The organism is Flavobacterium agrisoli, from assembly GCF_016522065.1.
In the GTDB taxonomy this organism is placed as follows: Bacteria; Bacteroidota; Bacteroidia; order Flavobacteriales; family Flavobacteriaceae; genus Flavobacterium; species Flavobacterium agrisoli.
In genome coordinates this window covers 61,727-83,216 of the sequence record NZ_JAEHFV010000005.1, presented here as the reverse complement: position 1 = coordinate 83,216, position 21,490 = coordinate 61,727, and the positions used below count along the sequence as shown (strand labels likewise).

Genomic DNA, 21,490 nt, shown 5'->3' with positions numbered 1-21,490 from the left:
AAAAATCAAAAAGCTACTCCATTCCATTAGGCGAGTAGCTTTTTTGATTTAATTTGATTTGGGACAAAGTAAGGATCTTGCTTTATTTTTTTTGAGAATCGATTATTTTTTGAATGGTATCCCAATTGTAATACTGAAAAGTCATGCCATTGCTCATGGCTACAAATAATCCATTTTGAAACGAACCTCCTAAATTTACCGCAGTCGCATCTGCCCCATCGCATTCAATAGTCGAAGTTGGAATTTCTGCTAAACGAATATGCTCATTTGGATTTCCATTTTCACCCTCACGCGCATACACATTAAACGTATTCGCTTGCTGATTGGAAATCAGTAAGTACCCTTTACCATCTTGTTTTTTGTAAATGGCAATTCCTTCGTGATCACTTTTAAAATCCTTTTGACCAAAAAGAGCCAACTCGGTATTGTCATTTTTTGCTGGATCGGCATAATATTTTCTCACGCCAAATTGTTCATCGCAATAGTAAACATAACCCAATTCGTTGTCTACGGCTATGGCTTCAATTTCTTTTTTACCGCTGTAATTACCAAATTTACGTACCACTTTTCCGGTTACGATTCCTTGACCATTGTCAACCAATTCGTATTGCCACAAATAACTACCAGAAGGACCGTTTTTTCTACCCACTACAGCAAAAATAGCCTTATCGCTGGCGCGGGTGTACAAAGCAATTCCCATTGGGTCGCGTGCAGCCTCTCCATCAAATACCGGAATTCCGCCATTATCAAGCGGTTGTAAATCGGGTAAACTAAAAATTCGAAGCATATTGCGTTCGCGTTCCGTAACTACTGCTACATCGACCTTTTTGCCGTTTAAAAGCAATCCATAGGCAATATCCACATTGTTTGGTCGCTGTAAAACCTCTGATTTGGTGATAATTTTTCCTTGTAAATCAAAAGCATACAAACCACCATCGGTATCTTTATCGGTTCCGACTACAATGCTTTTGCTGGCATCAGTTGGGTTAATCCAAATAGCAGGATCATCGGTGTCGTGTGGTAATTTTTGAGTAACAATGGTGGGTTTAAGGGCATCTTTGCGTACAGGAGCCAATTTATCGCTACACGATGAAAAGGTAATTAGCGCCACTACGGCAATTAAAAATTTATTTTTCATTTTGTTTATTTACTTAAAAAAGATAACAGGACTTAAAAAATCCTGTTATCAAAATACGAATTCAAATTTATTTAAAAATCAAACTTTACACCTAAATTGTAACGCGCTTGATAATATTCGGCTTGTTGGGTATGTTGACTAACACCTTGGTAATAACGCAATGGTTGATTGGTCAAGTTGTTTGCTTCGGCAAAAATACGCATGTAAGGCGTGATTTTGTACGAAGCATTGGCATCTACAAAAAACTGCTTGTCGTAATACGAATCTTCATATGCTTCGGCACCCAAAACATCTAAATAATCAGAGGTGAAATTGGTAGAAACTCTAGCTGAAAAACGTTTGTTTTCCCAAAATAACGAACCATTAAACATGTGTGGCGTAGTTCCTGGTAAACTTACATCGTTACGCTCGTTTCCGTCTTCATCGGCAATACCTTTGGCTTTAGATTGTGTAAAAGTATAGTTTAAATACACACCAAAACCTCTTAAAAATTTACTGCTAAAGAAATCAAACTGACGTTGAAAAGCTACTTCAAATCCGTAAACATCTACGTTATCTCCATTTCGAGATTGTACAAATTTCCATTGTTCACCAGCTGGAATTGGATTGGTTTGATCTGGAAAATCGGTTGCGAAATCAGAATTTGAATACGTTTTACTGCTGTATTTGTAAATGAAATCATTTAAGTTTTTGTAAAAAGCTCCCGCCGAAACCAAACCAACCGATTCAAAATAATTTTCGGCCATAAAGTCGTAGTTAAAAGAATAAGTTGCTTTTAGATCAGGATTACCAGCAGAGATTTCTTTATCAGACGCAATATTGTTCACATAAGGCGCCAAGTCGTAATAGTTTGGTCGCGCTAAAGCAGTTGTAAAAGCGGCTCTTAAAACCAAACTTTTTGTAGCATCGTATTTAAACGAAAGGCTAGGTAAAACATTCAAATAACTGTTGGTCGTGTTGATTTTATTTTCCAATTCTTCTTCATCCAAAACGCGGTTTCCTACATAGTCAATATGGGTATTCTCTGCACGAGCTCCTACAATCATCGATAATTTATCATTAAAATCTTGATCCCAACGCACGTATGCTGCAAAAATTTGTTCTTTGGCTGTATAATTTGCTGTTAAATATTCTGATGGATCGGCTTCTTTATCAAATAAACCCGCATTGTTGAGGTCTAATCCGCCAAGGTAATTTTTATCAACCAAACTTCCGGCTACATATTTAGTTCCTGGATTAAATCCTTCGCCGTTAAAATAGTGAGTTGGTACATCGGCAAGAGTTTCCATATCGTCGCTTGTTGATTCGTAAGAATAGAAAACATTATTACGTTCTTTCTCTTTCAAACGCATACGCAAACCAGTTCTGATACGCCCTTTTTCAGAAGGGATAATTGAAAATGGAATTCGGAAATTGATTTTTGCACCTAATTCGTCTTCACTGGTATCGTCGGTGTTTTCGGTAAGCGAATCAAATTCTAATTGATCTAAAGATTCGCCTGAACTGGTAACCAACGGAAATTTGATATCCGATAAATCTTGAGTCAAATCCAATCCTTTTTGACGGTATTCGATATAACGCTCATTAGGGCGGTATTCGCTTGCAGTTGAGTAATTTACCGACCAATCCATGTCTAAATTAGAACTTAACAAATGCTCTCCACGAAGAGCGTAGTTTTGCACTCGTTGGTCTTCTAAACGACGGCTTTTGTTTCGGTTGTTGTCAATTCCACCTTTGGTTTGACGTCTGGCTCTTCCTTCAAAACCAGTAATTGTTTCACCATTATAAATAGGTTCAATATCGTCATAAGTGGTTCTAAAACGGTTTTCGCGGTCGTCTCTCCAGTTATAAATGGCATTAGCAAAAATGGTGTTGTTGTCGTTGAATTTATAATCCAAAGAAATAGCGCCACTTCTACGGATACGTTGCACATCATATACTCTAATTTGAGACTCTGATACGTATTCGTTTCCAAATTCGTCTTTTACCCAAACGTTTTCAACATCGTCTGAGCCGTAATCTTTATTGTTATAAGAACCGCTTACCACCATTCCTAATTTATCATTAAGATAACGATCGGCAAAAACCAATCCAGCTGTGTAAACGCCTTTTTCTCTAATTGGCATATAGCCTCCGGCCAAAGTAGCCGAAATACGTTGCCCATTTGGGGTGGCGCGAGTCACTAAATTTACCGAACCTCCAATAGCATCGGCATCCATATCGGGTGTTAGGGTTTTGTTCACTTCCATACTCGAAATCATATCCGACGGAATCAAATCCATTTGTACGTTTCGGTTGTCTCCTTCGGCTGAAGGAATACGATCACCATTTAAAGTAACCGAGTTTAATGATGGAGCCAAACCTCTAATAATGATGTTTCTGGCTTCTCCTTGGTCGTTTTGCATGGTAATTCCCGGCACACGTTTTAAAGCATCTCCAACGTTGGCATCTGGAAAACGTCCCACTTGGTCTGAAGAAACAATATTGGTAATATTGCTGTTGTTTTTTTGTTGGTTCAAGGCTTTGGCTTGTCCTTTTAAAGCATCTCCAATAACTACTTCATTAAGTTGAGTACCAATGGCTTTCATTTCAAAATTAACGACAGTATTTCCTCCTTTAGAAATTACTATTAATTTTGTAGCCGTGGTATATCCCATGTATTTTACATGAATTTCATAGGATCCTTCGGTTACATTTAACAATTCGAAACTACCATTGTAGTCGGAAATGGTGTATTTGTTTTGACCCGAAATTTGAATCATGGCTCCTGGTAACGGCAATTTGTCGTCGATATCCAAAACTTTTCCGGATACGATGCTTTTTTGAGCATAACTCATTGCGGTTAATAATAAAAGTAACAATACTAAATAAATCTTTTTCATTTTAGTTTATAGGTTATTTAATTCGAGGTGCAAAGCTAGAAGTGATGCATTAAAACAATGGCATCTAAAAATTAACATATCGTTAAGTGTCTGCTGTTTCTTGCGGAAAATTTTACAAATTCATAACAAAGCGGAAAAATGAATTGGAAAAATTGAATTTTAATTAATTATAAAGCAAAAGAAATCAACTTGTTAGGTTTCAATCGAAAAAATGGACTTAAATTTGCAGGTAATCAATCAATCAAAAATCATCAATCATGTTACAATCATTCTTTATTCTGTGCTCGGGCGCAGATCCCAATTTACTTGCTGACTGTTCACAAGGCGAAAAATCAAAATACGCGGGTATTGGCGCAACGGTATTTTTTACTGCAGTTATGGCATTTATTGCCAGTGCTTATGCTTTATTTACTGTTTTTGATGCCGTAATTCCAGCGGTATTTTTTGGTTTCATTTGGGGATTACTAATATTTAATCTGGACCGGTTTATTGTTTCTACCATCAAAAAAAGGGATCGTTTTGGTCAAGAATTTTTACAAGCTACTCCACGAATTATATTAGCCATTATTATTGCTATTGTGATTTCAAAACCATTAGAGATTAAAATCTTTGAAAAAGAAATTAATACCGTTTTATTAAAAGAAAAAAACGCTATGGAATTGGCCAACAAGAAACAAATTGGCACTTATTTCAAAACCGATTTAGATAAAAATAAAGCTCAAATTGCCGCTCTTAAATCGGAAATCACGAACAAAGAAAAAGAAGTCAACAATTTATATAACACTTATATTACCGAAGCGGAAGGAACGGCAGGAACCAAAAAATTAGGAAAAGGACCTGTTTACAAAGAAAAACGTGACAAACACGATGCGGCTTTAAAAGAATTGGCGAATTTAAAAACAACTAATGACGCTAAAATTATTGAATTGGAAAAACAAGCCCAAACACTTCAAACGGATTTAGAAACTAAAATCAATACAGCCAAACCAATCATTGAGGGTTTTGATGGATTAATGGCGCGTATTAATGCTTTAAATCAATTGCCTTGGTTGCCATCTTTTTTCATTATGCTTTTATTCTTGGCGATAGAAACTTCTCCGATAATTGCTAAACTATTAGCTCCAAAAGGTGAATACGATTTTAAGCAAGAAGAGTTAGAAACGGCACTAAAAGCTACTTTAGAACAGAACAAATACCAACGCGAATTATTAGTAAAAACAAATGCTACAATGCATGACAAAGTATATGAAGACATCGCGGAGGACAAACGCTTGTATGATATTCAACGTAAAAATGCGGAGGAATTATTTGAACTTCAATCTAATGGATTTGTAGAAAAGCAAAAAGGGACACTATAAAGACATTCAAATATCAATAAGAAAAAAGCTTGAGCAAGAAAAGTTCTTTTACTCTTGAAGCTAAAATTAACACTAAATTCTAAGACTTTTTCGTTCCACTTTATCTTGAATTCTAGTAAAATGAATTGATAATTTCAGAAGAAAGAGATAAGCACCATAATCACTTAATGTAAATAATTTTCTATCTTTTAAATTCTCTCTTGGAACTAATTTATTTGGAAAATTACAAACTTTATCAAAGAAAACAATCGAATCATCCATTTTTCCTTGAACTTTAGGTAAATAAAATATTTGTGTGATTTTTTGATCTTTAACTGATTGAATATGGGAATCAATTTGTTCTTTTGCTTTTTCAGAGTTTTTATATAAACTGTTTTGATATTTTTCCAAATTAAATATGGGCGCATAAACTAATTGTGATGGAAAATTTCTAACATTTGTTAAGTCTACATCACATGTATTTGATAAAATCATACTTGGAACTGGTTTTATTGTGGCATCAGGTAGATTGACACAAAGCATCTCCTCAATTCCATCTCCTTGATAAATAATATCGGAATTCGTTAAATAGTTTGTATAAATTCTTGAATCAATATTATTAGGAAACCCCCTTAAACTATCAAAAAGTTCTTTGTCAGATTCGGCAGATAAAAACTTGGGTAAGTACAGTTTAAAGTCATCTAATTTCATATCAGTTCCCAGAAATTATCATTTACAATATCTACAAATTCACTTTCAATATCTGTTGAGTTTTCCAATAAATTTTTAGTGAATGAGATGATAGTGTTTATTTTTTCATCATTTTCATTATGTAAACTGTAATCAAAGGATGAATTAAATGCGTTATCTCTCCAATCCGCAATATTTACATGATGTTCAATTTTAGTGTCAAGTTGAGGAGTCAAGGAGCTTTCCATTTCATAACTAAAATTAACAACGCTTGAACTTAAAGTTGCTAAAATAACAAGATTTGATAAAGATGTATTTGTTTTTGTCAACATGTTAATAAATTGGATTTAAAGTTTTGAGAAAATCAACTTTTAACAAACTAAAAAAAAGTTCTTTTTCTAAAGAATGTCCCTTAGAAATCAATTCAGATTTCTGTTTAAAAAAATCATTTAAGTTTGATTCTGTAAAGGTGTCAATGTCAATAATTGAACCAACTCTATTATTAAGATTTACATTGTTTGCTACTTGTAATGAACTTTTGAAAGAAACCTGTTCTATTTCTGTCCTTATAATAGTGTTTTTATATGCAATATCATTCTGGCCTATACAAATTTTCAAATCAATATCTTTAAAAATATTATTTTCAAAGAAGTTAATATATCTGATTCCTATTCTCTCAACAGAATCAACAATTCCTACTTCTTCAATTCTATCAAGAATACTTAGTATTTGATTAGAAAATTGAGTCCATCCAAGATATTTAGGAAAAGAGCTTATAGTTATAACTTCTGGGCCAATTTGCGTAACAAATTTATTATTTGAAATTCTGTAATGTGGTTTAAATTTCAAATTTGGGTCAGTAGTTCTAACTGCCTCAGGCAACTGTAGAACTGGCAAATTTTCAACTTTAGGAAAGTCTTGCTGAAGAGCATTATAAACAATACCAAAAACTGCACTAGGATGAATTTTAGTAGTAAATCTTATCTCAAATAAAGCATCCACGATAGGACATGGATTTATTGATTTTGGTAATGTCATAAGAATGTCATTTTTCATATTACAAATCTAATTCTTTTTATTAAGATATCTATTAAATATAAAATTCATTTGTTTTGATTGCCAAACTAGCGATTCAATTACAAAAGTAAAATATCTCGATTTTAACAAATGTTAATTTTAAAGCAATGATATATATTACTTCTATTTTCTAAAAACACTACATTTTACTCAAAATCTCTTTTTTCAAGGCATCGTATTCACCTTGTAAAATGAGACCGTTGTCAAGTAATTTTTTGTATTTCTGTAATTTTTCAAACAATTCATCTTGAGACAATTCTGTTGTTTTGATTTCTTCCAATGGCGTTATAGGTTCCATTGGGACAGGTGTATTGGGAATAATTTCGGCAAAATTAGTAACTTCTTCTGTTTCTACTTCTTCAATTTCTTCAACAAACGCATCCACCACTGTGGGTTCTTCTATTGGTGTAATTCCAGTGGTTGGATTTTTAAGGTTATCCAATTGTTCTTTTGCAAAAGTGTATATTTTTCTAGCTTGAATTTTAGGAATATAATCTATTGTGATAGACAAATCTGTTTTTGTTGAAAACGTAAATTCAGAACCTAAAATATTTTCTTTTACAAAACTTCCAGAAATATCATCCCAAGTATAATCTGTAAAATCCATAGACAAACCTAAGTTTTTTGGTTTGCAAATAATAATACGTTTATTGGTTACTACAATACTATCTGGAAAAACCGTTAATGCTGGCTTTTTTTGAACTGCTATATAGCCAATTTCCTCATTTCGCATCAATAAATCATTCAATTTTGAAGTGATTTTTTCAATAGCTTTTGGATCTTGTTCTTCGTTTAAGAATTTTTTAAATTGTTCTTTCATGTTTTTTCAGTTTGCTAAGTTCCCCAGTAACAGAGGTTTCTTTTTTGCTTTTATAAACAAATGTAATGCCTAATTTTAAATTTCATTGATTTCGCTTTGAATTTTCTTAGGCAAACTTTTAAAAATTAAATTATACGAATGGTCCACAAGTTCTTTGACTAAAATATCAGGTACATCTTTATTGATACTAACGGTATTCCAATGCACTTTACTCATGTGGTATCCCGGTTCAACAGCCTCAAACGCTGCTCGCAATTCGGCCGAACGTTCTGGATCGCATTTTAAATTCACTGATGGATTTCCGTTTTCCCATTGCGACAAAGACGAAAGCGCAAACATCTTTTCGCCTACTTTAAAAACTAATGTATTTTGGTCAAAAGGGAAATGTTCTGTGACTCCTTTTTTAGACAAGCAGTATTCGTAATAGGTTTCTAAGTTCATGTTTTTTTAAAAATTTACAGTTTTGCTTTCGGCAAATGGTTTGTCAAAAATTACCTGAGCATCAGTTGGAGCCGTTGTTACTTTAGGTAAAACCGAAGGGTTTGACGGATACTTTTTACCATTAAAAACCACTATACGCAATGCATTCCCCGAAGTTATATTTAAAACCGGCCAACCGTTTTGAATTTCTTTCGTTATATAAAATGGCCCATCTGAAACAGAAAACGAATTAATCAATTTCATATCAGCATCTAACAATAAAAAAGTGCAACCCCCACTTCCACAAAAATAAGGCGATGAAAATCGGATGAAAGTTTCTGGAATAGCATCACCATTTAAATCGACTGTTTCATATTGAAATGAATGATCTTGTTCCATCAAAATATCATAATCGTTTTTAAGATAATCGTCTTTTAAAAAAGCAATTAATTTTTGCTCGGTCGAGTCAGTTTTTACGGTCACTGTTTTTTGAACTGCTGTCGTGTCTGTTAGGGTTTGTTCAGTTTTTTCAATCGATTCGGTTGTTTGTTTTTTGTCGTTGCATGAAATCAAAAAAGCCAAAGAAAGGCTTAAAAATAGCACTGTTTTTTTCATTATGATTCTGTTTAAAAGTTGATTTTATTTTCGATATTTTCAACAGGTTTGGCTATGAATTTCGGAGCATCAAATCGGTAGCCAAAATACAAAAGGCCGTAGAAGTTGTCATTGGAAATTGTTTCGGTTTTGTTTTCTTTATATGAAGTGGCATCAAAATTAAAGCTCAATCCGCAGAGTATTTTTTCTGAATTGTATCCTATTTTCAAGCCTCCTTTTAAAGCTGTAGCCCAATAATTCTTTTTCTCGGTTGTGATCACATTTTCTTCGTTTGATTTTGAATTGGTGAATTTTATTCCTCCTAAAACAGTCAGATTGGGCGCTACATAAAACCTGTTTTTGATTATAAAATTATAAAAATAACCCTGTCCAATAGCAATATCGTATTCATTTTGAGAACTTTCGAGTATATCGGTACTAAAAGAAAGTTTTTTGTAGGCATATAATATTGTCGGGATAAAACTTCCGGCGCTTTTCTTTTGCCATTCGGTAAAAGAAGTAATACTTTTTAGCGAAAAATTTTTGTTGAAAATATAGGATGTTGACATGCCATATCGTTGGGTTTTGAAATCCGGAAAGACAATATAGCCTTGATGGTCGGGGTCGAGTCCTGGAAAAAAATCAGTAGAATTTTCGACATAATACCCTTTAATCTTACTGTATTCCACAGTTTGAAGCCATTGTCCAAGAAAAAAACGAAAATTATATTCCGAAAATTTAGATTTACCTTTTGTGTTTTCATCTTTATTTCCTCCAATAAATTTGGGATAAAAACCATATGTAAAACCGATAAATTTATAATCAACTGCTAAAAAAAGTTTGTAGCTGTTGTTGGTTTGCAAATACAAATTATCGCCCGATTTGTTGTTTAAAATATGGGCATCGGTTTGGGTATTTAGATTGGCCCTCACCATGATTTTGTCGGGATAAAACACAAAATGAGTAGTGTCTTTTTCTTTTTGTTGGCCATGAAAAATAAAATGACAGAAAATAAAAAACCAGAAAAAGACTGTTTTTTTAAGCTGAAAACGCTTTAAATTGAATTTCCTATTTTCTTCAAATCCCATGATACCGTTCTTTAAATGCATTGTTTTATTTCATACAAAATAGGCTTGCTCGGACTGGCATCGTTTTCGAAAGTGGCAATTTGTAAATTGAGCAAATACGTTCCGTCGGGAATTTCTGAAGGAACAAAAATCATTTCGGTAATAGTAGCTTTAAAACGGGCATCATCATTGACTTTTTGAGTATTTTTCACATTCCAAAACGCTTTGTGTGCGAGCAATTTCCCTTCATCATGTTCCCGATCTACACTCGGTAAATCTATCAATAAATGTTGGATTCCGAGTTCTCGAATAAAAATTGCAGTTTCTTCTAACAAATACGGCGGATTGGTATGGGAATATTTTCTAGACTTTTTTGCCAATTGATTCGGCAATGTTCTTATAACTAATGCTTCGGGTGTTTTGCTACTCAACGCATTTTCAATTTGATTTTTAGTAATAACCAAATCTTCACCTTGAATTTCGGGTTGAATTGAAATCAATTCAGCTGTAAAAAAAAAGGTTTGTAACGCTTGATTGACACTATAAAAATCATGTGTAATATGTCCTAAACATTCCGTGTGCGTGCCGTGACCATGCGGATTGAAAAAGATATTATTAAAATTCGTAGCTGATTTTCCTTCTGAAACTTTTCCAATCCAATCCCCAAAAACTACTGGTTCAATAGTAGGTTTTTCAAGATACCACGCAATTGGGTTTTCATCAGTATTGGTTAAAGGAATCGAAATGTCAATGGGTTTTGATAAGTCGATTTCGAAGTTATTGATTTTTGCTTTCATTTATGCTGAATTTATTTCCGCATTTCAACATTAGGTTTCTTCTTAAAGATTGTTTAAAAGAACTAGTATGAGATACATTTATATACTCAAATATAAATCTTTTAATTCTGGATTTTTTATTTTAATTCAATTCAATTTCCAATTGCGATGCCAATTTTTTAGTTGTTTCTCTCTTTTAAAAGCCTCTGAATAGCAATCAAACTCTTCAAAATAAATTAAAATTGTCGCATTATAATTTTTGGTAAAAACAGCACCTTTACCGTTACCATGTTGCTCAATGCGTTGTTTTAAATCTTTTGTTGCACCAACATACAAAACAGTTCGATTTTTATTAGTCAAGATATACACGAACCCATTTGACATAGTTTAGATTTTTAACGAATTGAATCCGAAGTTAATAAAAAGATCCTGAAATTAATTCAGGATAAACAAATCACTAGCAATTCCATCTGTCAAAAATTTTCCTTTCAAAGTAGGTTTTAGAATGTTGTTTTCGATGAAAAGTAATTCATCCTCTAAGAATTTTTGGGCTTGTTTTTGAAGGTATTCCAGATAAGTTACACCAAATTCGGATGCAATTCTTTCCAAAGAAACGCCCCAAATGGTTCTTAATCCGGTCATGATATATTCATTGTAACGGTCTTCAACAGTTAATACTTCTACTTCGCTTGGCAATTCCTTTTTTTCAATAGTTTTTAAATACAAGCTATTATTTGCCACATTCCAACTTCGTGAAATGCCGTTATAACTGTGTGCCGAAGGACCAATACCCATGTATTTTTTACCCAACCAATACGCCGAATTGTTCTTTGAAAAATAATCAGATTTTCCAAAATTGGATAATTCGTAATGAATAAACCCATTTTTCTGAAGCGTATCAACCAAAATCATAAAATGCGCTTCGGCAACTTCGTCTTTAGGCTGAGCAATTTTTCCGGTTTGAATGAGTTTTTTTAAAGCCGTTTTGGGCTCCACAGTCAAAGCGTAACTCGAAATGTGCGGAATCCCAAAATCTAAAGCCGTTTGAATATTTTGTTGCCATTTCTCATTGCTCATCCCGGGAATACCATAAATCAAATCGATCGAGACATTATCAAAATATTTTGTTGCCGTTTCCAAACATTTTTTGGCTTCATCTGCATTATGTGCTCGATTCATCAGTTGCAAATCATCTTCAAAAAAAGACTGAATTCCGATACTCAATCTATTTATTAAAGTGTTAGACAGTTCTGAAATTCGGTCTGAAGACAAATCATCAGGATTCGCTTCCAAAGTAATTTCAGGATGTTCGACAACTTTGTAATTTTTGTAAACTTCTGAAAGTAAAAAGTTGATTTCGTCATTTGTCAATACCGAAGGCGTTCCGCCGCCAAAATAAATGGTTTCAACAGTTTCGTTGATGAATTCGTTTTTTCGCATGGCAATTTCTTTGGCTAAAGCCAAAACCATTTCGTCTTTCTTTTTCATTGAAGTCGAAAAATGAAAGTCGCAATAATGGCAAGCCTGTTTGCAAAAGGGAATATGGATGTAGATGCCAGACATTTTATAATTTGAAAATTAATTAATTTGAAAATTTGGAAATAAATCGCCAAGCTAAATTACATTTTCAAATTGGCTCATTTTCAAATTATCTAATTTTATCTTCATTTTGTTTCACAAAAGCATCCCAACCCGAATAACTTTTTCCGGCTATGACTTTTCCAGAATTAAAAAAATGACAAACCGCTGCTGCCAAACCATCGGTCGAATCCAGGTTTTTAGGTAACTCTTTTAAACCTAAAAGTTGTTGGAGCATTTTGGCAACTTGCTCTTTGCTGGCATTTCCGTTTCCGGTAATCGCCATTTTTATTTTTTTTGGTTCGTATTCTGTAATTGGAATTCCGCGCGAAAGTCCCGCCGCCATTGCCACTCCTTGTGCTCTTCCTAACTTTAACATGGATTGTACATTCTTTCCAAAAAAAGGCGCTTCAATGGCAATTTCATCCGGATGATGCGTTTCAATCAATTCAATGGTACGCTCAAAAATGATTTTTAGCTTTTGATAATGATTGTCGTATTTGGATAATTGCAATTCATTCAATTGCAAAAACTCCATTTTTTTATTGATGACTTTAATCAATCCAAAACCCATAATTGTGGTTCCGGGGTCAATACCTAATATGATGCGCTCGTTTACCAAAAGATTTACTTAAAATTTAAAGTTCAAAGTTCAAAGTTTTGTTTCTTTGCAACAATGATTTCAATACCCGACAAAGCTAAGCATTTCCTTGTTCTTGTAATTAAACTTTTCATAGTTGGTGGCGCTTTTTATTTTATTTACCAGCAATTGGTTTCAAATGAAAAACTGGAATGGGATAAGTTTTTGCTAATTTTCAATAAAAATCAGTCCGTTTTTGGAATTCTATTTATCCTCTATTTTAGTGTTGTCAATCGTTTTTTAGAAATTTTAAAATGGCAAAATTTGGCGCAAGTGGTTCGGAAAATTTCACTTTTTGAAGCTACCAAACAAGTGCTTGCCGCTTTAACTGCCGGACTTTTTACACCCAACGGAATAGGTGAATACGCCGGAAAGGCATTTTATTTTGAAAAAAAGGAAACTAAAAAAATTGTCTTTTTAAATTTAATTTGCAACGGAATTCAGATGGTTTTAACCATCCTCTTCGGGATTTTTGGATTGTTGTACTTTAATGTATTGCATCCGGTGATGACAACAAAAAATATTGGTTTGTTGTTTTTAGGAGTACTCATTTTAATTGTGATTTTATTTAGTGTAAAAAGAATAACTATAAAAGGGTATTCCATTGAAAAACTGTTACATAAAATCAATGAAATACCAAAATCAATTCATCGCAAAAATATTGTTTTAGGCATTTGTCGCTATTTGGTTTTCTCACACCAGTACTATTTTTTATTTGTTGCATTTGATGTGGATTTGCCTTATTTAACTTTAATGGCAGCTATCACTTCAGTCTATTTTTTAGCATCGTCGTTGCCCACTTTTCAGTTTTTAGATTTTGCTGTAAAAGGAAGTGTTTCGTTATTTTTCTTTGGTTTATTAGGCGTTAACGAATGGATTGTCATTTTTATTAGTACCCTAATGTGGTTTTTAAATGTGGTCATTCCGGTAGTAATTGGGAGTTATTTTGTGTTGAATTTTAAAACTGTAAAAGCATGATTTTGATTCTCGTTTTTAGTGTTTTAGGAATTTATGGACTTGTTATAATAATACTTACCATCGGTTTTTACAAAGTGCCCCGATTTTATCTGGAACAATATCCAACTCCACAAACCGCTTTTAGTATAGTAGTGCCGTTTCGGAATGAAAAGCACAATTTGCCTGTTTTATTGCAAACTATTGCCAAACTCAATTATCCAAATGTATTATTCGAAGTACTTTTGATTGACGATGATTCGGATGAGAAATTCGAAATTGAACCGGAATATTCGTTTGCAATTTCCATTTTATCCAACCAGCGAAAATCGAAATCGCCCAAAAAAGATGCTATAAACACCGCCATTAAAAACGCAAAAAACGAATGGATTATCACAACTGATGCCGATTGCCAAGTGCCTAAAAATTGGTTGTTAATTTTGGATCAATTCATTCAAAAGAACGAAGTACAAATGATAGCCGGTGCAGTAACGTATACCGAAAAAAAATCGTTTTTGAGTCAGTTTCAGCAATTGGATTTAATGAGTTTGCAAGGCGCCACAATTGGTAGTTTTGGGTTACATCAAGGATTTATGTGCAATGGAGCCAATTTTGCTTATACTAAATCTTTTTTTGAAGATTTGAATGGTTTTGAAGGTTACGAACAATTTGCCAGCGGCGATGATGTTTTTCTATTACAAAAAGCGTTGCAAATTTTTCCAGAAAAAGTAGGTTATTTAAAATCCATTCAAGCCGTGGTTAAAACAGCGCCCGAAAATTCTTGGAAATCGCTTTTTCAACAACGCGTGCGATGGGCAGCCAAAACCGCAAAATACCCGAATGTTTTCGGGAAAGTTCTGGGTATTTTGGTTTTTTTAACCAATGTAACGGCAATTGCGACATTGGTTTTTGGTGCTTTCCAACTCCTTTCCTTCATCGAAATTGAAATATTTTGGATAATCAAAATGATAATCGACTTTATGTTGCTCTTTGCAACCAACCGGTTTTTAGGTCGAAAAAAAATGCCCTATTGGCTGTTAGGCAGTTTGGTGTATCCCTTTTTTAGTGTCACGGTGGCCACTTATAGTTTGTTTGGAACTTTTGAATGGAAAGGAAGAAAAGCTAAATATTAGGTTATTCGCTTTTAATAATAACTGGCAAAATAAATTGGGTTTTTACCGGAATTCCTCTTTTTATGGCTGGATTGACTTTAGGAAAATCAAGCAATCGGCTGTGCAAAATACTATCTATTTTTATCGTGTCGTAAGCAACCGAATCTTTGGGGAATTGGGGTTCAAATTGCATTGTAGCATTCGGAAAAACGGTCACTTTAACTTCAATCGTGTCTAATTCGGGGTATAAAATCGAGAGGGTATCGATATTGAGTTTTTCTTGAATAAGTTGCGCCATCGTTTCAAAAAAACATTGTTGTCGCAATTTTTTGTCACTAATTTGATCGCAATTGGTCACCGATGGGTATTCGTCGACTTCCTTCCAATTAATGGATTTTAACTCTTTTTGTAATAATTCTTTTTCATCAGGCACTTGCTTGTCAAAATATTGGCAAGAGGCTGTGAAAATAAGAAGTATAAAAAAGTAAAACTGCTTCAAGTGATTTGCATTGTAGAATTATGCCGTAAAATTACGATTATTTTTTTTGAGTTGATTTGAAAACCAAATAATCTTGGTAGTTTTCTGACATCCACTTTTTTTTATTTTCCTCGGCGGTTTGTTGTTGTTCGGGATATAAACTAGCCAATCGGTCCGAAAAAGTAGCAATTTTGACAGTGTAGGTATAAAATTCTTCTTTAGTTAGCAAAACTTGCGTGTCCAGCTTGCGTTGAAAAAACTCCATAAACAAAGCGTCAAATTCTTTCAACGAATAATTTTGGACTTTCTTTTTATTTTCTTTGTAAATTTCTTGTTGTAATAATTGATCGTCTAGCGGTAATTTTGATTGCTGCGCTGTTACCATATAACAGCTGCAAAACAAAATGATGCTTAAACCAAATTTTAAAACCGTTGCCTTCATAAAACAATTGTGTTGCTTTTTTTCAAATTTACAAAAAATAAATCATGGTTACTTTATTGCTTATTCTGGGGTTGATTTGTATGATTGTGGGGGTTTTAGGTAGTGTTTTACCTATTTTACCTGGAATTTCTATTAGCTGGTTGGGACTTTTATTCTTGTATTGCTCCGGCATAACGCCAATGAATTATTGGTTTTTGGGCGGTACTTTTTTGATTGTGGTCTTGGTTAGTATTTTAAATTATGTGATTCCGGCACAAGGCACAAAAAAATTCGGTGGCAGTTCATACGGCGTTTGGGGTACAAACATAGGCTTGATTGTTGGGATTTTAGCGCCAATACCTTTTGGGTTTATAATCGGTCCTTTTGTAGGAGCATTTGTGGGCGAATTGCTGTATAATTCAAAAGAACATAAGCGTGCTTTTCGAGCGGCGGTGGGTTCGTTTACGGGCTTTTTAGCCTCCACCTTTATGAGTTTTATGTTGGCTTTTGTCTTTTTATGCTGGTTTTTATATCTCGTAATGCAAAATATCTAGCAAGGATGTAGAATAATAAAAAAGCCTTTCAGAATCTGAAAGGCTTTTTTTATGAAGCGGTCTGGACGGGACTCGAACCCGCGACCCCATGCGTGACAGGCATGTATTCTAACCAACTGAACTACCAAACCTCGCTTTATTGTGCGGCAAAAATACAACAGAACTTTGATTTTGCAAGCATTTGCGCCAATTTTAATTGAATAAAAAAAGTTAAATTTTTAAAGTATTAATCTAGAATAAGATACGGCTGTTTGTTTTTGACTTTTAGTAGCAAATTGTTTAAAAGACAAACAAAATGACTTGATAAATGCAAGTTTTAGGATAGATCCAGAGTTCTTCATTTGGAACAACTACCGATTTCTTCTTATTCAGATTATCCAATCTTTTTGCTCAATCCCCAACTTTTAAAAGCATTCAGAAATCAATTTAGAGGAGTTAGAAAAGTAGATTTCTTCCTTTTTAGACTTACTAAATTATTTGCCTAATCCCCAACTTTTGTTCTTGATCCGTTTTATTCTTGATCCCCTTAATTGCTCCCCAACTTTTATGATTCGACTTAAAATATTGTGCATAAAAAAACTCCTTAATTTCTTAAGGAGTTTCTTGGTGGGCGATGAGGGGTTCGAACCCCCGACCCCCTCGGTGTAAACGAGGTGCTCTGAACCAGCTGAGCTAATCGCCCTATTTTACTAGGTTGCTATCATTTTGTGATTGCGAGTGCAAATATAAGACGGTTTTATTGATATGCAAAATATTTTTGAGTAAAAATCTAAAATATTTTTCATGTGTTTGATTGTGAGTGTTTTGTTTTTTATTTTGATAAAACAGGAACGTTGGTGTAAATGAAATCTTGGTGTTTTCCTGTAAAATAGTTGTTATAATCGTCTAAAAAGGCCATTCTGTCCTTTTCATTTGGCCAAGAAACTTTTACTAACTCATCCATTTCTTTGTTGGATTTTTCTAAATCGCATAAAGAAGTATAGAAATACGTTTCGATGAAATCGGTGCTGTCTGAGCCCCAGTGGTGAGCAAAGGTGTAATATCCTTTAATAATAGGATTTCTTTGTGTCACTTTTTCATTAAACTCTAAAAAACCTTTTCCTTCTTTACCGCTAAGTTTGAGTTTTGAGTTTTTCATATATACAATCATCGGGTCGATAGATTTAACTTTGAAGTTTTTTATTTCGCTATATGATTTGTAGATTTCATCTGAATGAACATCAGTATAGTAACCGTCTAATTTTTCAAAAAAAGCATTTCTTTCTTTTTCATCGGGCCAAGCAGCATTTTCTAATTCGGTAATTCTATCCCCTGATTTTTCAAGGTCGGCCCAATCTTTATAAACCGTTACAAATAATATTTCGGTATTGTCTTCGGTAAATAAATGTTTTAATACTTCTGTGTGCAAAACATATTCATTCTGGCTGGTTACTTTCTTAAAATATTCTAACTCTCGATCTTGCCATTCTTCTTTATTGGTAGCCTCAACATTAAAATGACGTTTTGTAATTACAATATAAACCGATTCAGCATTTGTTTCTTGCGCATTTGCTGTGAAGTTTGAAAATGAAAGACTTATGAATAAAGTCAAGAGAATTGTAAAAGTTTTTTTCATGGCTGTACAATTTATTTAACCATAAAAGTAGCGCTATTTTATTTTATATCAAATAAATAAACGTAAAAAATGTTTGTTTAATCTTACAAATTAAAAGGTGTTATAAACCTGGAATTTCGGCCACTACAAACGTACTGCCTCCCACATATATAAAATCGGAAGGGTTTGCTGCGTTTTTTGCTGCTGTATACGCTTCTTTTACCGATGAGTATGTTTTGCCAATCAAATTAAATGTTTGTGCTTTTTCCTGTAGTATTTTTGGGTCAAGTGCTCTAAAATTGTCGGGTTGGCAAAAATAATAAGTTGCTTTTATTGGAAATAAAGGGAGCATTTTGTTTAAATCTTTGTCATTCACTACCCCTAATACAATATGTAAACGGTCAAAATTTTGTTTCTGAATTTGCTTCATTACAATGGACAATCCGTTCTGATTGTGTGCGGTATCGCAAATTATTAAAGGAGTTGTTCCTAGTTGTTGCCATCTTCCTTTTAAATGCGTGTTTTTGACCACATTTAAAAGTCCGTTTTGTACGTTTTCATCTGAGATGATAAATTCAGTTTCTGAATTTAAAATTTGTATGGCAAGTTGCACCGTTTTTTTATTGTGTTCTTGGTAATCGCCTACTAAGTCCGAATCATATGTGTTCTGGATCATATCTGAGGCAAAATAAATATCCGAGTTATTTTCTTTGGCTTTAGCTAAAAAAACAGCTTTGGTTTCGGGAGTATGTTCGCCAATGATTACGGGGATGTTTGGTTTTATAATACCTGCTTTTTCTTTTGCTATAGCTTCTAAAGTGTTGCCTAAAAAAGCCATGTGATCAAAATCGATATTGGTAATGATAGAAAGTAGCGGAGTAATGATGTTTGTGGCATCGAGTCGGCCTCCCATACCTACTTCGATTATGGCAATGTCGACTTTTTCGTTAGCAAAATAACTAAAAGCCAATCCCACCGACATTTCGAAAAAACTTAAGGATTCTTTTTCAAAAAAGGCTTTGTGTTTTTCAATAAATCGGCAAACAAAATTTTCGCTAATGTCTTCTCCGTTTATTTTTATACGTTCTCTAAAGTCTTTTAAATGTGGAGAAGTGTATAAGCCTACTTTGTAACCTGCTTCCTGTAAAACGGAAGCCAACATGTGGGATGTAGAGCCTTTACCATTGGTGCCGGCTACATGTAAACATTTTAAATTTTTTTCGGGATTTTCAAGATAATCCGATAGGATTTTAATGTTTGTTAAATCTTCTTTATACGCAAATGCTCCCTGTGTTTGGTACATCGGAAGTTGGTTAAACATCCAGTCGGTAGTTTCTTGATAATTCATGGGTTGTAAATAATAAAAACCCAAAGATACTTGAGTTTTTACTATTTATAAATTCTTTATTCGCCTAATTTAAAATTAACTGTAATAAAACCGATTTGCGTTTCGGGCGCATTAGAGTCGGCTTGCCATTTGTATTTTCTGGCTGTAGCAAGGGCTGGTTCTATTAAACAAGGGTTGGTGTTTGTGGTTCCTTTGGTGTATTTGGCTGCAATGACATTTCCGCTTCGGTTAACCGTAATTTGAACTACAACTGTTCCGAATTCGTTGCATTTTTGTACTTCTTTTCCGGTAGCACTCAGTTTGCGGCCGTTTAAACCCCATCCTCGTCCGCCGCCACTTCCGCCGCCCGAACCATAATAACTGTTGGCATACGGATCTCCATTTGGATTACCTTTGTCTCCGGCTTGATTGTCGTTTCCTTCGCCGCCAGTCGCTTTTCCGTCTGATTTTGGACCGTTTAAAATACTTGAAAGGGCATCGGTAGTACTTTTTGAAGGTTTTGGGCTTTCGGTAGGTTTGGGTTTTGTTTCTTCTTTAGTTGGCGTTTTGGTTGGTTTGATTTTTTTTACCTCTTTCATAACAACGGCTTCTTCGATATCTTGAGAAAGCACTTCGTCGTCACTGGCAGTTGAAGGTTGTGAATTGGTTGGTTGCGGAGCCGATTGAATGGCTTCGGTAGGTTGAATGTTTCCTGAGCCCACATCGGTGGTGCCAAAATTTATAGCGATTCCGTTTTCTGGAGGAGGATCCATATAGGTTAAACCCAAAAAGAAAAACAGCAAAAACATGATTACAAACAAAACGCTTGTAATGATAAACGATTTTTTTTCTTCTTCTGTTTCTAAATATTTCATACTGAAAAGTTCATGCGTTTTGCAAGAAATTATTTGGGTCTAACAGCTAAAACTACTTTTATTTGATTGCGATTGGCAATATCTAACACGTATACAGCTTTTTCGATTGGCACACCTTCTTCTGCTCTTAAAATAATGGCTTTGGTTTTATCGGCTCCAAAAACAGCTAGTAGTTTAGGTTCTAATTCTGCTTCTGGAATTTTTTCTTTGTCAATATAAAATTGCAAATCTTTGTCAATACTCACTGCAATGTTTTTGTTGCTGTCGGTTTTGCCTTTTGCTTTAGGTAAAACTAAATCTAAGGCATTAGTAGTAACCATGGTCGAAGTAAGCATGAAAAAAATCAATAACAAAAATACAATATCGGTCATAGACGACATATTGAATTCGGGACTAACTTTATTTCTTCCTCTAATATTCATAATTACGAAGGGTCGTTTAATAAATCAAGAAAATCAACGGCATTGGCTTCCATCATGTGTACCACTTTATCGGTTTTAACCACCAGATGGTTGTAGCCTACGTAAGCAATAATTCCAACTACAAGTCCCACAACGGTGGTGGTCATTGCGGTGTAAATACCTTCTGATAATGCGCCAACTTCAATTTGACCGCCTGAACTAGCCATTTTGTGGAATGCTAAAATCATACCTAATACGGTTCCTAAAAATCCGGTCATAGGTCCAGCTCCCGAAATAGTGGCCAACATACTTACGTTTTTTTCTAATTTGTAAATTTCTAATTTTCCAGCGTTTTCAATAGCAGTATTAATATCGTCGAGCGGTTTGCCAATTCTTGAAATTCCTTTTTCAATCAAACGGGCAACGGGCGAGGTAGAGTGGGCGCACAACATTTTGGCATTGTCAATACGTCCGTTGCGAATGTTTTCGCGAATTTGATTCATGAAATTGTGATCCATCTGCGACGCTTTTTTGATGGCCATTAGGCGTTCAAAATACAAATAAAGCGCTACAAAAAACATTATAAACAACGATAGCATGATAAGCTGACCTGCTAAACCACCGCTGGTTAAAAGTTCAATAATTGATAAGGTTTTTTCGACCGGCACAGCTTCGGCCATAGTTTCTTGTGCAACAGATAAGCTATCTGTTTGAAGCAATATACTCATATTAAAATTGTCTTTGTAATTGAAACG

At 34.1% G+C, this 21,490-nt stretch carries 24 protein-coding genes and 2 tRNA genes; 4 read left to right on the top strand and 22 right to left on the bottom strand.

Annotated features, from left to right (window positions below; all coding sequences use genetic code 11):
• Positions 1 to 82: 82 nt before the first annotated feature.
• Together I5M07_RS12095 and I5M07_RS12090 are read right to left on the bottom strand one after the other, a co-directional pair.
• Entirely contained in the window at positions 83 to 1,138 is a 1,056-nt protein-coding gene (locus tag I5M07_RS12095) for a phytase (protein ID WP_200106706.1), read from the bottom strand.
• A 71-nt stretch (positions 1,139 to 1,209) separates the two neighbouring features.
• Complete coding sequence (locus I5M07_RS12090) at positions 1,210 to 4,020, bottom strand: TonB-dependent receptor (protein ID WP_200106705.1); 2,811 nt, start codon at positions 4,018 to 4,020, stop codon at positions 1,210 to 1,212.
• A gap of 257 nt (positions 4,021 to 4,277) precedes the next feature.
• Between I5M07_RS12090 and I5M07_RS12085 the strand changes: the two genes are divergently transcribed.
• A complete protein-coding gene (locus tag I5M07_RS12085) occupies positions 4,278 to 5,378 on the top strand; it encodes a DUF4407 domain-containing protein (RefSeq protein WP_200106704.1) in 1,101 nt (366 codons plus the stop codon).
• A 72-nt stretch (positions 5,379 to 5,450) separates the two neighbouring features.
• Here I5M07_RS12085 and I5M07_RS12080 read toward each other — a convergent pair whose 3' ends face one another.
• The 11 genes from I5M07_RS12080 to ruvC form a co-directional block, all read right to left on the bottom strand.
• The gene (locus I5M07_RS12080; RefSeq protein ID WP_200106703.1) at positions 5,451 to 6,068 is read right to left on the bottom strand and encodes a hypothetical protein; all 618 of its coding nucleotides are present in this window, start codon (positions 6,066 to 6,068) and stop codon (positions 5,451 to 5,453) included.
• Positions 6,065 to 6,379 (bottom strand): hypothetical protein, encoded by a 315-nt coding sequence (locus I5M07_RS12075; RefSeq protein WP_200106702.1) that lies wholly within the window; start codon positions 6,377 to 6,379, stop codon positions 6,065 to 6,067. Before I5M07_RS12075 ends, I5M07_RS12080 begins: the two co-directional genes overlap by 4 nt.
• Before the next feature lies 1 nt (position 6,380).
• Positions 6,381 to 7,085: a TIGR04255 family protein gene (locus I5M07_RS12070; RefSeq protein ID WP_200106701.1), complete on the bottom strand. Its 705-nt coding sequence runs from the start codon at positions 7,083 to 7,085 to the stop codon at positions 6,381 to 6,383.
• A 178-nt stretch (positions 7,086 to 7,263) separates the two neighbouring features.
• Positions 7,264 to 7,944 carry a PH domain-containing protein gene (locus I5M07_RS12065; RefSeq protein WP_200106700.1) on the bottom strand — a complete coding sequence of 227 codons (681 nt, stop codon included), beginning with the start codon at positions 7,942 to 7,944 and terminating at the stop codon, positions 7,264 to 7,266.
• A 75-nt stretch (positions 7,945 to 8,019) separates the two neighbouring features.
• Positions 8,020 to 8,385 (bottom strand): MmcQ/YjbR family DNA-binding protein, encoded by a 366-nt coding sequence (locus tag I5M07_RS12060; RefSeq protein ID WP_200106699.1) that lies wholly within the window; start codon positions 8,383 to 8,385, stop codon positions 8,020 to 8,022.
• A 6-nt stretch (positions 8,386 to 8,391) separates the two neighbouring features.
• Complete coding sequence (locus tag I5M07_RS12055) at positions 8,392 to 8,979, bottom strand: hypothetical protein (protein WP_200106698.1); 588 nt, start codon at positions 8,977 to 8,979, stop codon at positions 8,392 to 8,394.
• 11 nt (positions 8,980 to 8,990) lie between these two features.
• Positions 8,991 to 10,067: a DUF4421 family protein gene (locus I5M07_RS12050; protein ID WP_200106697.1), complete on the bottom strand. Its 1,077-nt coding sequence runs from the start codon at positions 10,065 to 10,067 to the stop codon at positions 8,991 to 8,993.
• Positions 10,058 to 10,822: a cyclase family protein gene (locus I5M07_RS12045; protein ID WP_200106696.1), complete on the bottom strand. Its 765-nt coding sequence runs from the start codon at positions 10,820 to 10,822 to the stop codon at positions 10,058 to 10,060. The genes I5M07_RS12050 and I5M07_RS12045 overlap by 10 nt, the downstream gene beginning before the upstream one ends.
• Positions 10,823 to 10,948: 126 nt before the next feature.
• Positions 10,949 to 11,185 carry a GIY-YIG nuclease family protein gene (locus I5M07_RS12040; protein ID WP_200106695.1) on the bottom strand — a complete coding sequence of 79 codons (237 nt, stop codon included), beginning with the start codon at positions 11,183 to 11,185 and terminating at the stop codon, positions 10,949 to 10,951.
• Between the two features lie 51 nt (positions 11,186 to 11,236).
• Positions 11,237 to 12,364, bottom strand: a complete 1,128-nt coding sequence (gene hemW / locus I5M07_RS12035) for a radical SAM family heme chaperone HemW (RefSeq protein WP_200106694.1) — start codon at positions 12,362 to 12,364, stop codon at positions 11,237 to 11,239.
• 85 nt (positions 12,365 to 12,449) lie between these two features.
• On the bottom strand, positions 12,450 to 13,001 hold the full coding sequence (gene ruvC, locus I5M07_RS12030) for a crossover junction endodeoxyribonuclease RuvC (RefSeq protein WP_200106693.1): 552 nt from the start codon (positions 12,999 to 13,001) through the stop codon (positions 12,450 to 12,452).
• Positions 13,002 to 13,055: 54 nt separating this feature from the next.
• On the opposite strand from ruvC, the gene I5M07_RS12025 reads away from it, so the two are divergent.
• Both I5M07_RS12025 and I5M07_RS12020 read left to right on the top strand, forming a co-directional pair.
• Complete coding sequence (locus I5M07_RS12025; RefSeq protein ID WP_200106692.1) at positions 13,056 to 13,997, top strand: lysylphosphatidylglycerol synthase domain-containing protein; 942 nt, start codon at positions 13,056 to 13,058, stop codon at positions 13,995 to 13,997.
• The gene (locus tag I5M07_RS12020; RefSeq protein WP_200106691.1) at positions 13,994 to 15,106 is read left to right on the top strand and encodes a glycosyltransferase family 2 protein; all 1,113 of its coding nucleotides are present in this window, start codon (positions 13,994 to 13,996) and stop codon (positions 15,104 to 15,106) included. Before I5M07_RS12025 ends, I5M07_RS12020 begins: the two co-directional genes overlap by 4 nt.
• A gap of 1 nt (position 15,107) precedes the next feature.
• On the opposite strand, the gene I5M07_RS12015 is transcribed toward I5M07_RS12020, so the two are convergent.
• Both I5M07_RS12015 and I5M07_RS12010 read right to left on the bottom strand, forming a co-directional pair.
• Positions 15,108 to 15,584: a hypothetical protein gene (locus I5M07_RS12015; RefSeq protein ID WP_200106690.1), complete on the bottom strand. Its 477-nt coding sequence runs from the start codon at positions 15,582 to 15,584 to the stop codon at positions 15,108 to 15,110.
• Positions 15,585 to 15,621: 37 nt separating this feature from the next.
• Positions 15,622 to 16,005, bottom strand: a complete 384-nt coding sequence (locus I5M07_RS12010; RefSeq protein WP_200106689.1) for a hypothetical protein — start codon at positions 16,003 to 16,005, stop codon at positions 15,622 to 15,624.
• Between the two features lie 44 nt (positions 16,006 to 16,049).
• Between I5M07_RS12010 and I5M07_RS12005 the strand changes: the two genes are divergently transcribed.
• Complete coding sequence (locus I5M07_RS12005) at positions 16,050 to 16,538, top strand: DUF456 domain-containing protein (protein WP_200106688.1); 489 nt, start codon at positions 16,050 to 16,052, stop codon at positions 16,536 to 16,538.
• A 57-nt stretch (positions 16,539 to 16,595) separates the two neighbouring features.
• On the opposite strand, the gene I5M07_RS12000 is transcribed toward I5M07_RS12005, so the two are convergent.
• From I5M07_RS12000 to I5M07_RS11970, 7 genes are all read right to left on the bottom strand, one after another.
• A tRNA-Asp gene (locus tag I5M07_RS12000) sits at positions 16,596 to 16,669 on the bottom strand.
• A gap of 473 nt (positions 16,670 to 17,142) precedes the next feature.
• Positions 17,143 to 17,220: transfer RNA gene (locus I5M07_RS11995), tRNA-Val, on the bottom strand.
• 129 nt (positions 17,221 to 17,349) lie between these two features.
• The gene (locus I5M07_RS11990) at positions 17,350 to 18,153 is read right to left on the bottom strand and encodes a hypothetical protein (RefSeq protein WP_200106687.1); all 804 of its coding nucleotides are present in this window, start codon (positions 18,151 to 18,153) and stop codon (positions 17,350 to 17,352) included.
• A 100-nt stretch (positions 18,154 to 18,253) separates the two neighbouring features.
• Entirely contained in the window at positions 18,254 to 19,480 is a 1,227-nt protein-coding gene (locus I5M07_RS11985; protein ID WP_200106686.1) for a bifunctional folylpolyglutamate synthase/dihydrofolate synthase, read from the bottom strand.
• A gap of 56 nt (positions 19,481 to 19,536) precedes the next feature.
• A complete protein-coding gene (locus tag I5M07_RS11980) occupies positions 19,537 to 20,334 on the bottom strand; it encodes an energy transducer TonB (protein ID WP_200106685.1) in 798 nt (265 codons plus the stop codon).
• Between the two features lie 29 nt (positions 20,335 to 20,363).
• The gene (locus I5M07_RS11975; RefSeq protein WP_200106684.1) at positions 20,364 to 20,756 is read right to left on the bottom strand and encodes an ExbD/TolR family protein; all 393 of its coding nucleotides are present in this window, start codon (positions 20,754 to 20,756) and stop codon (positions 20,364 to 20,366) included.
• A 2-nt stretch (positions 20,757 to 20,758) separates the two neighbouring features.
• Positions 20,759 to 21,463, bottom strand: coding sequence for a MotA/TolQ/ExbB proton channel family protein (locus I5M07_RS11970; RefSeq protein ID WP_200106683.1), 705 nt, complete (start codon positions 21,461 to 21,463; stop codon positions 20,759 to 20,761).
• Positions 21,464 to 21,490 lie beyond the last annotated feature (27 nt).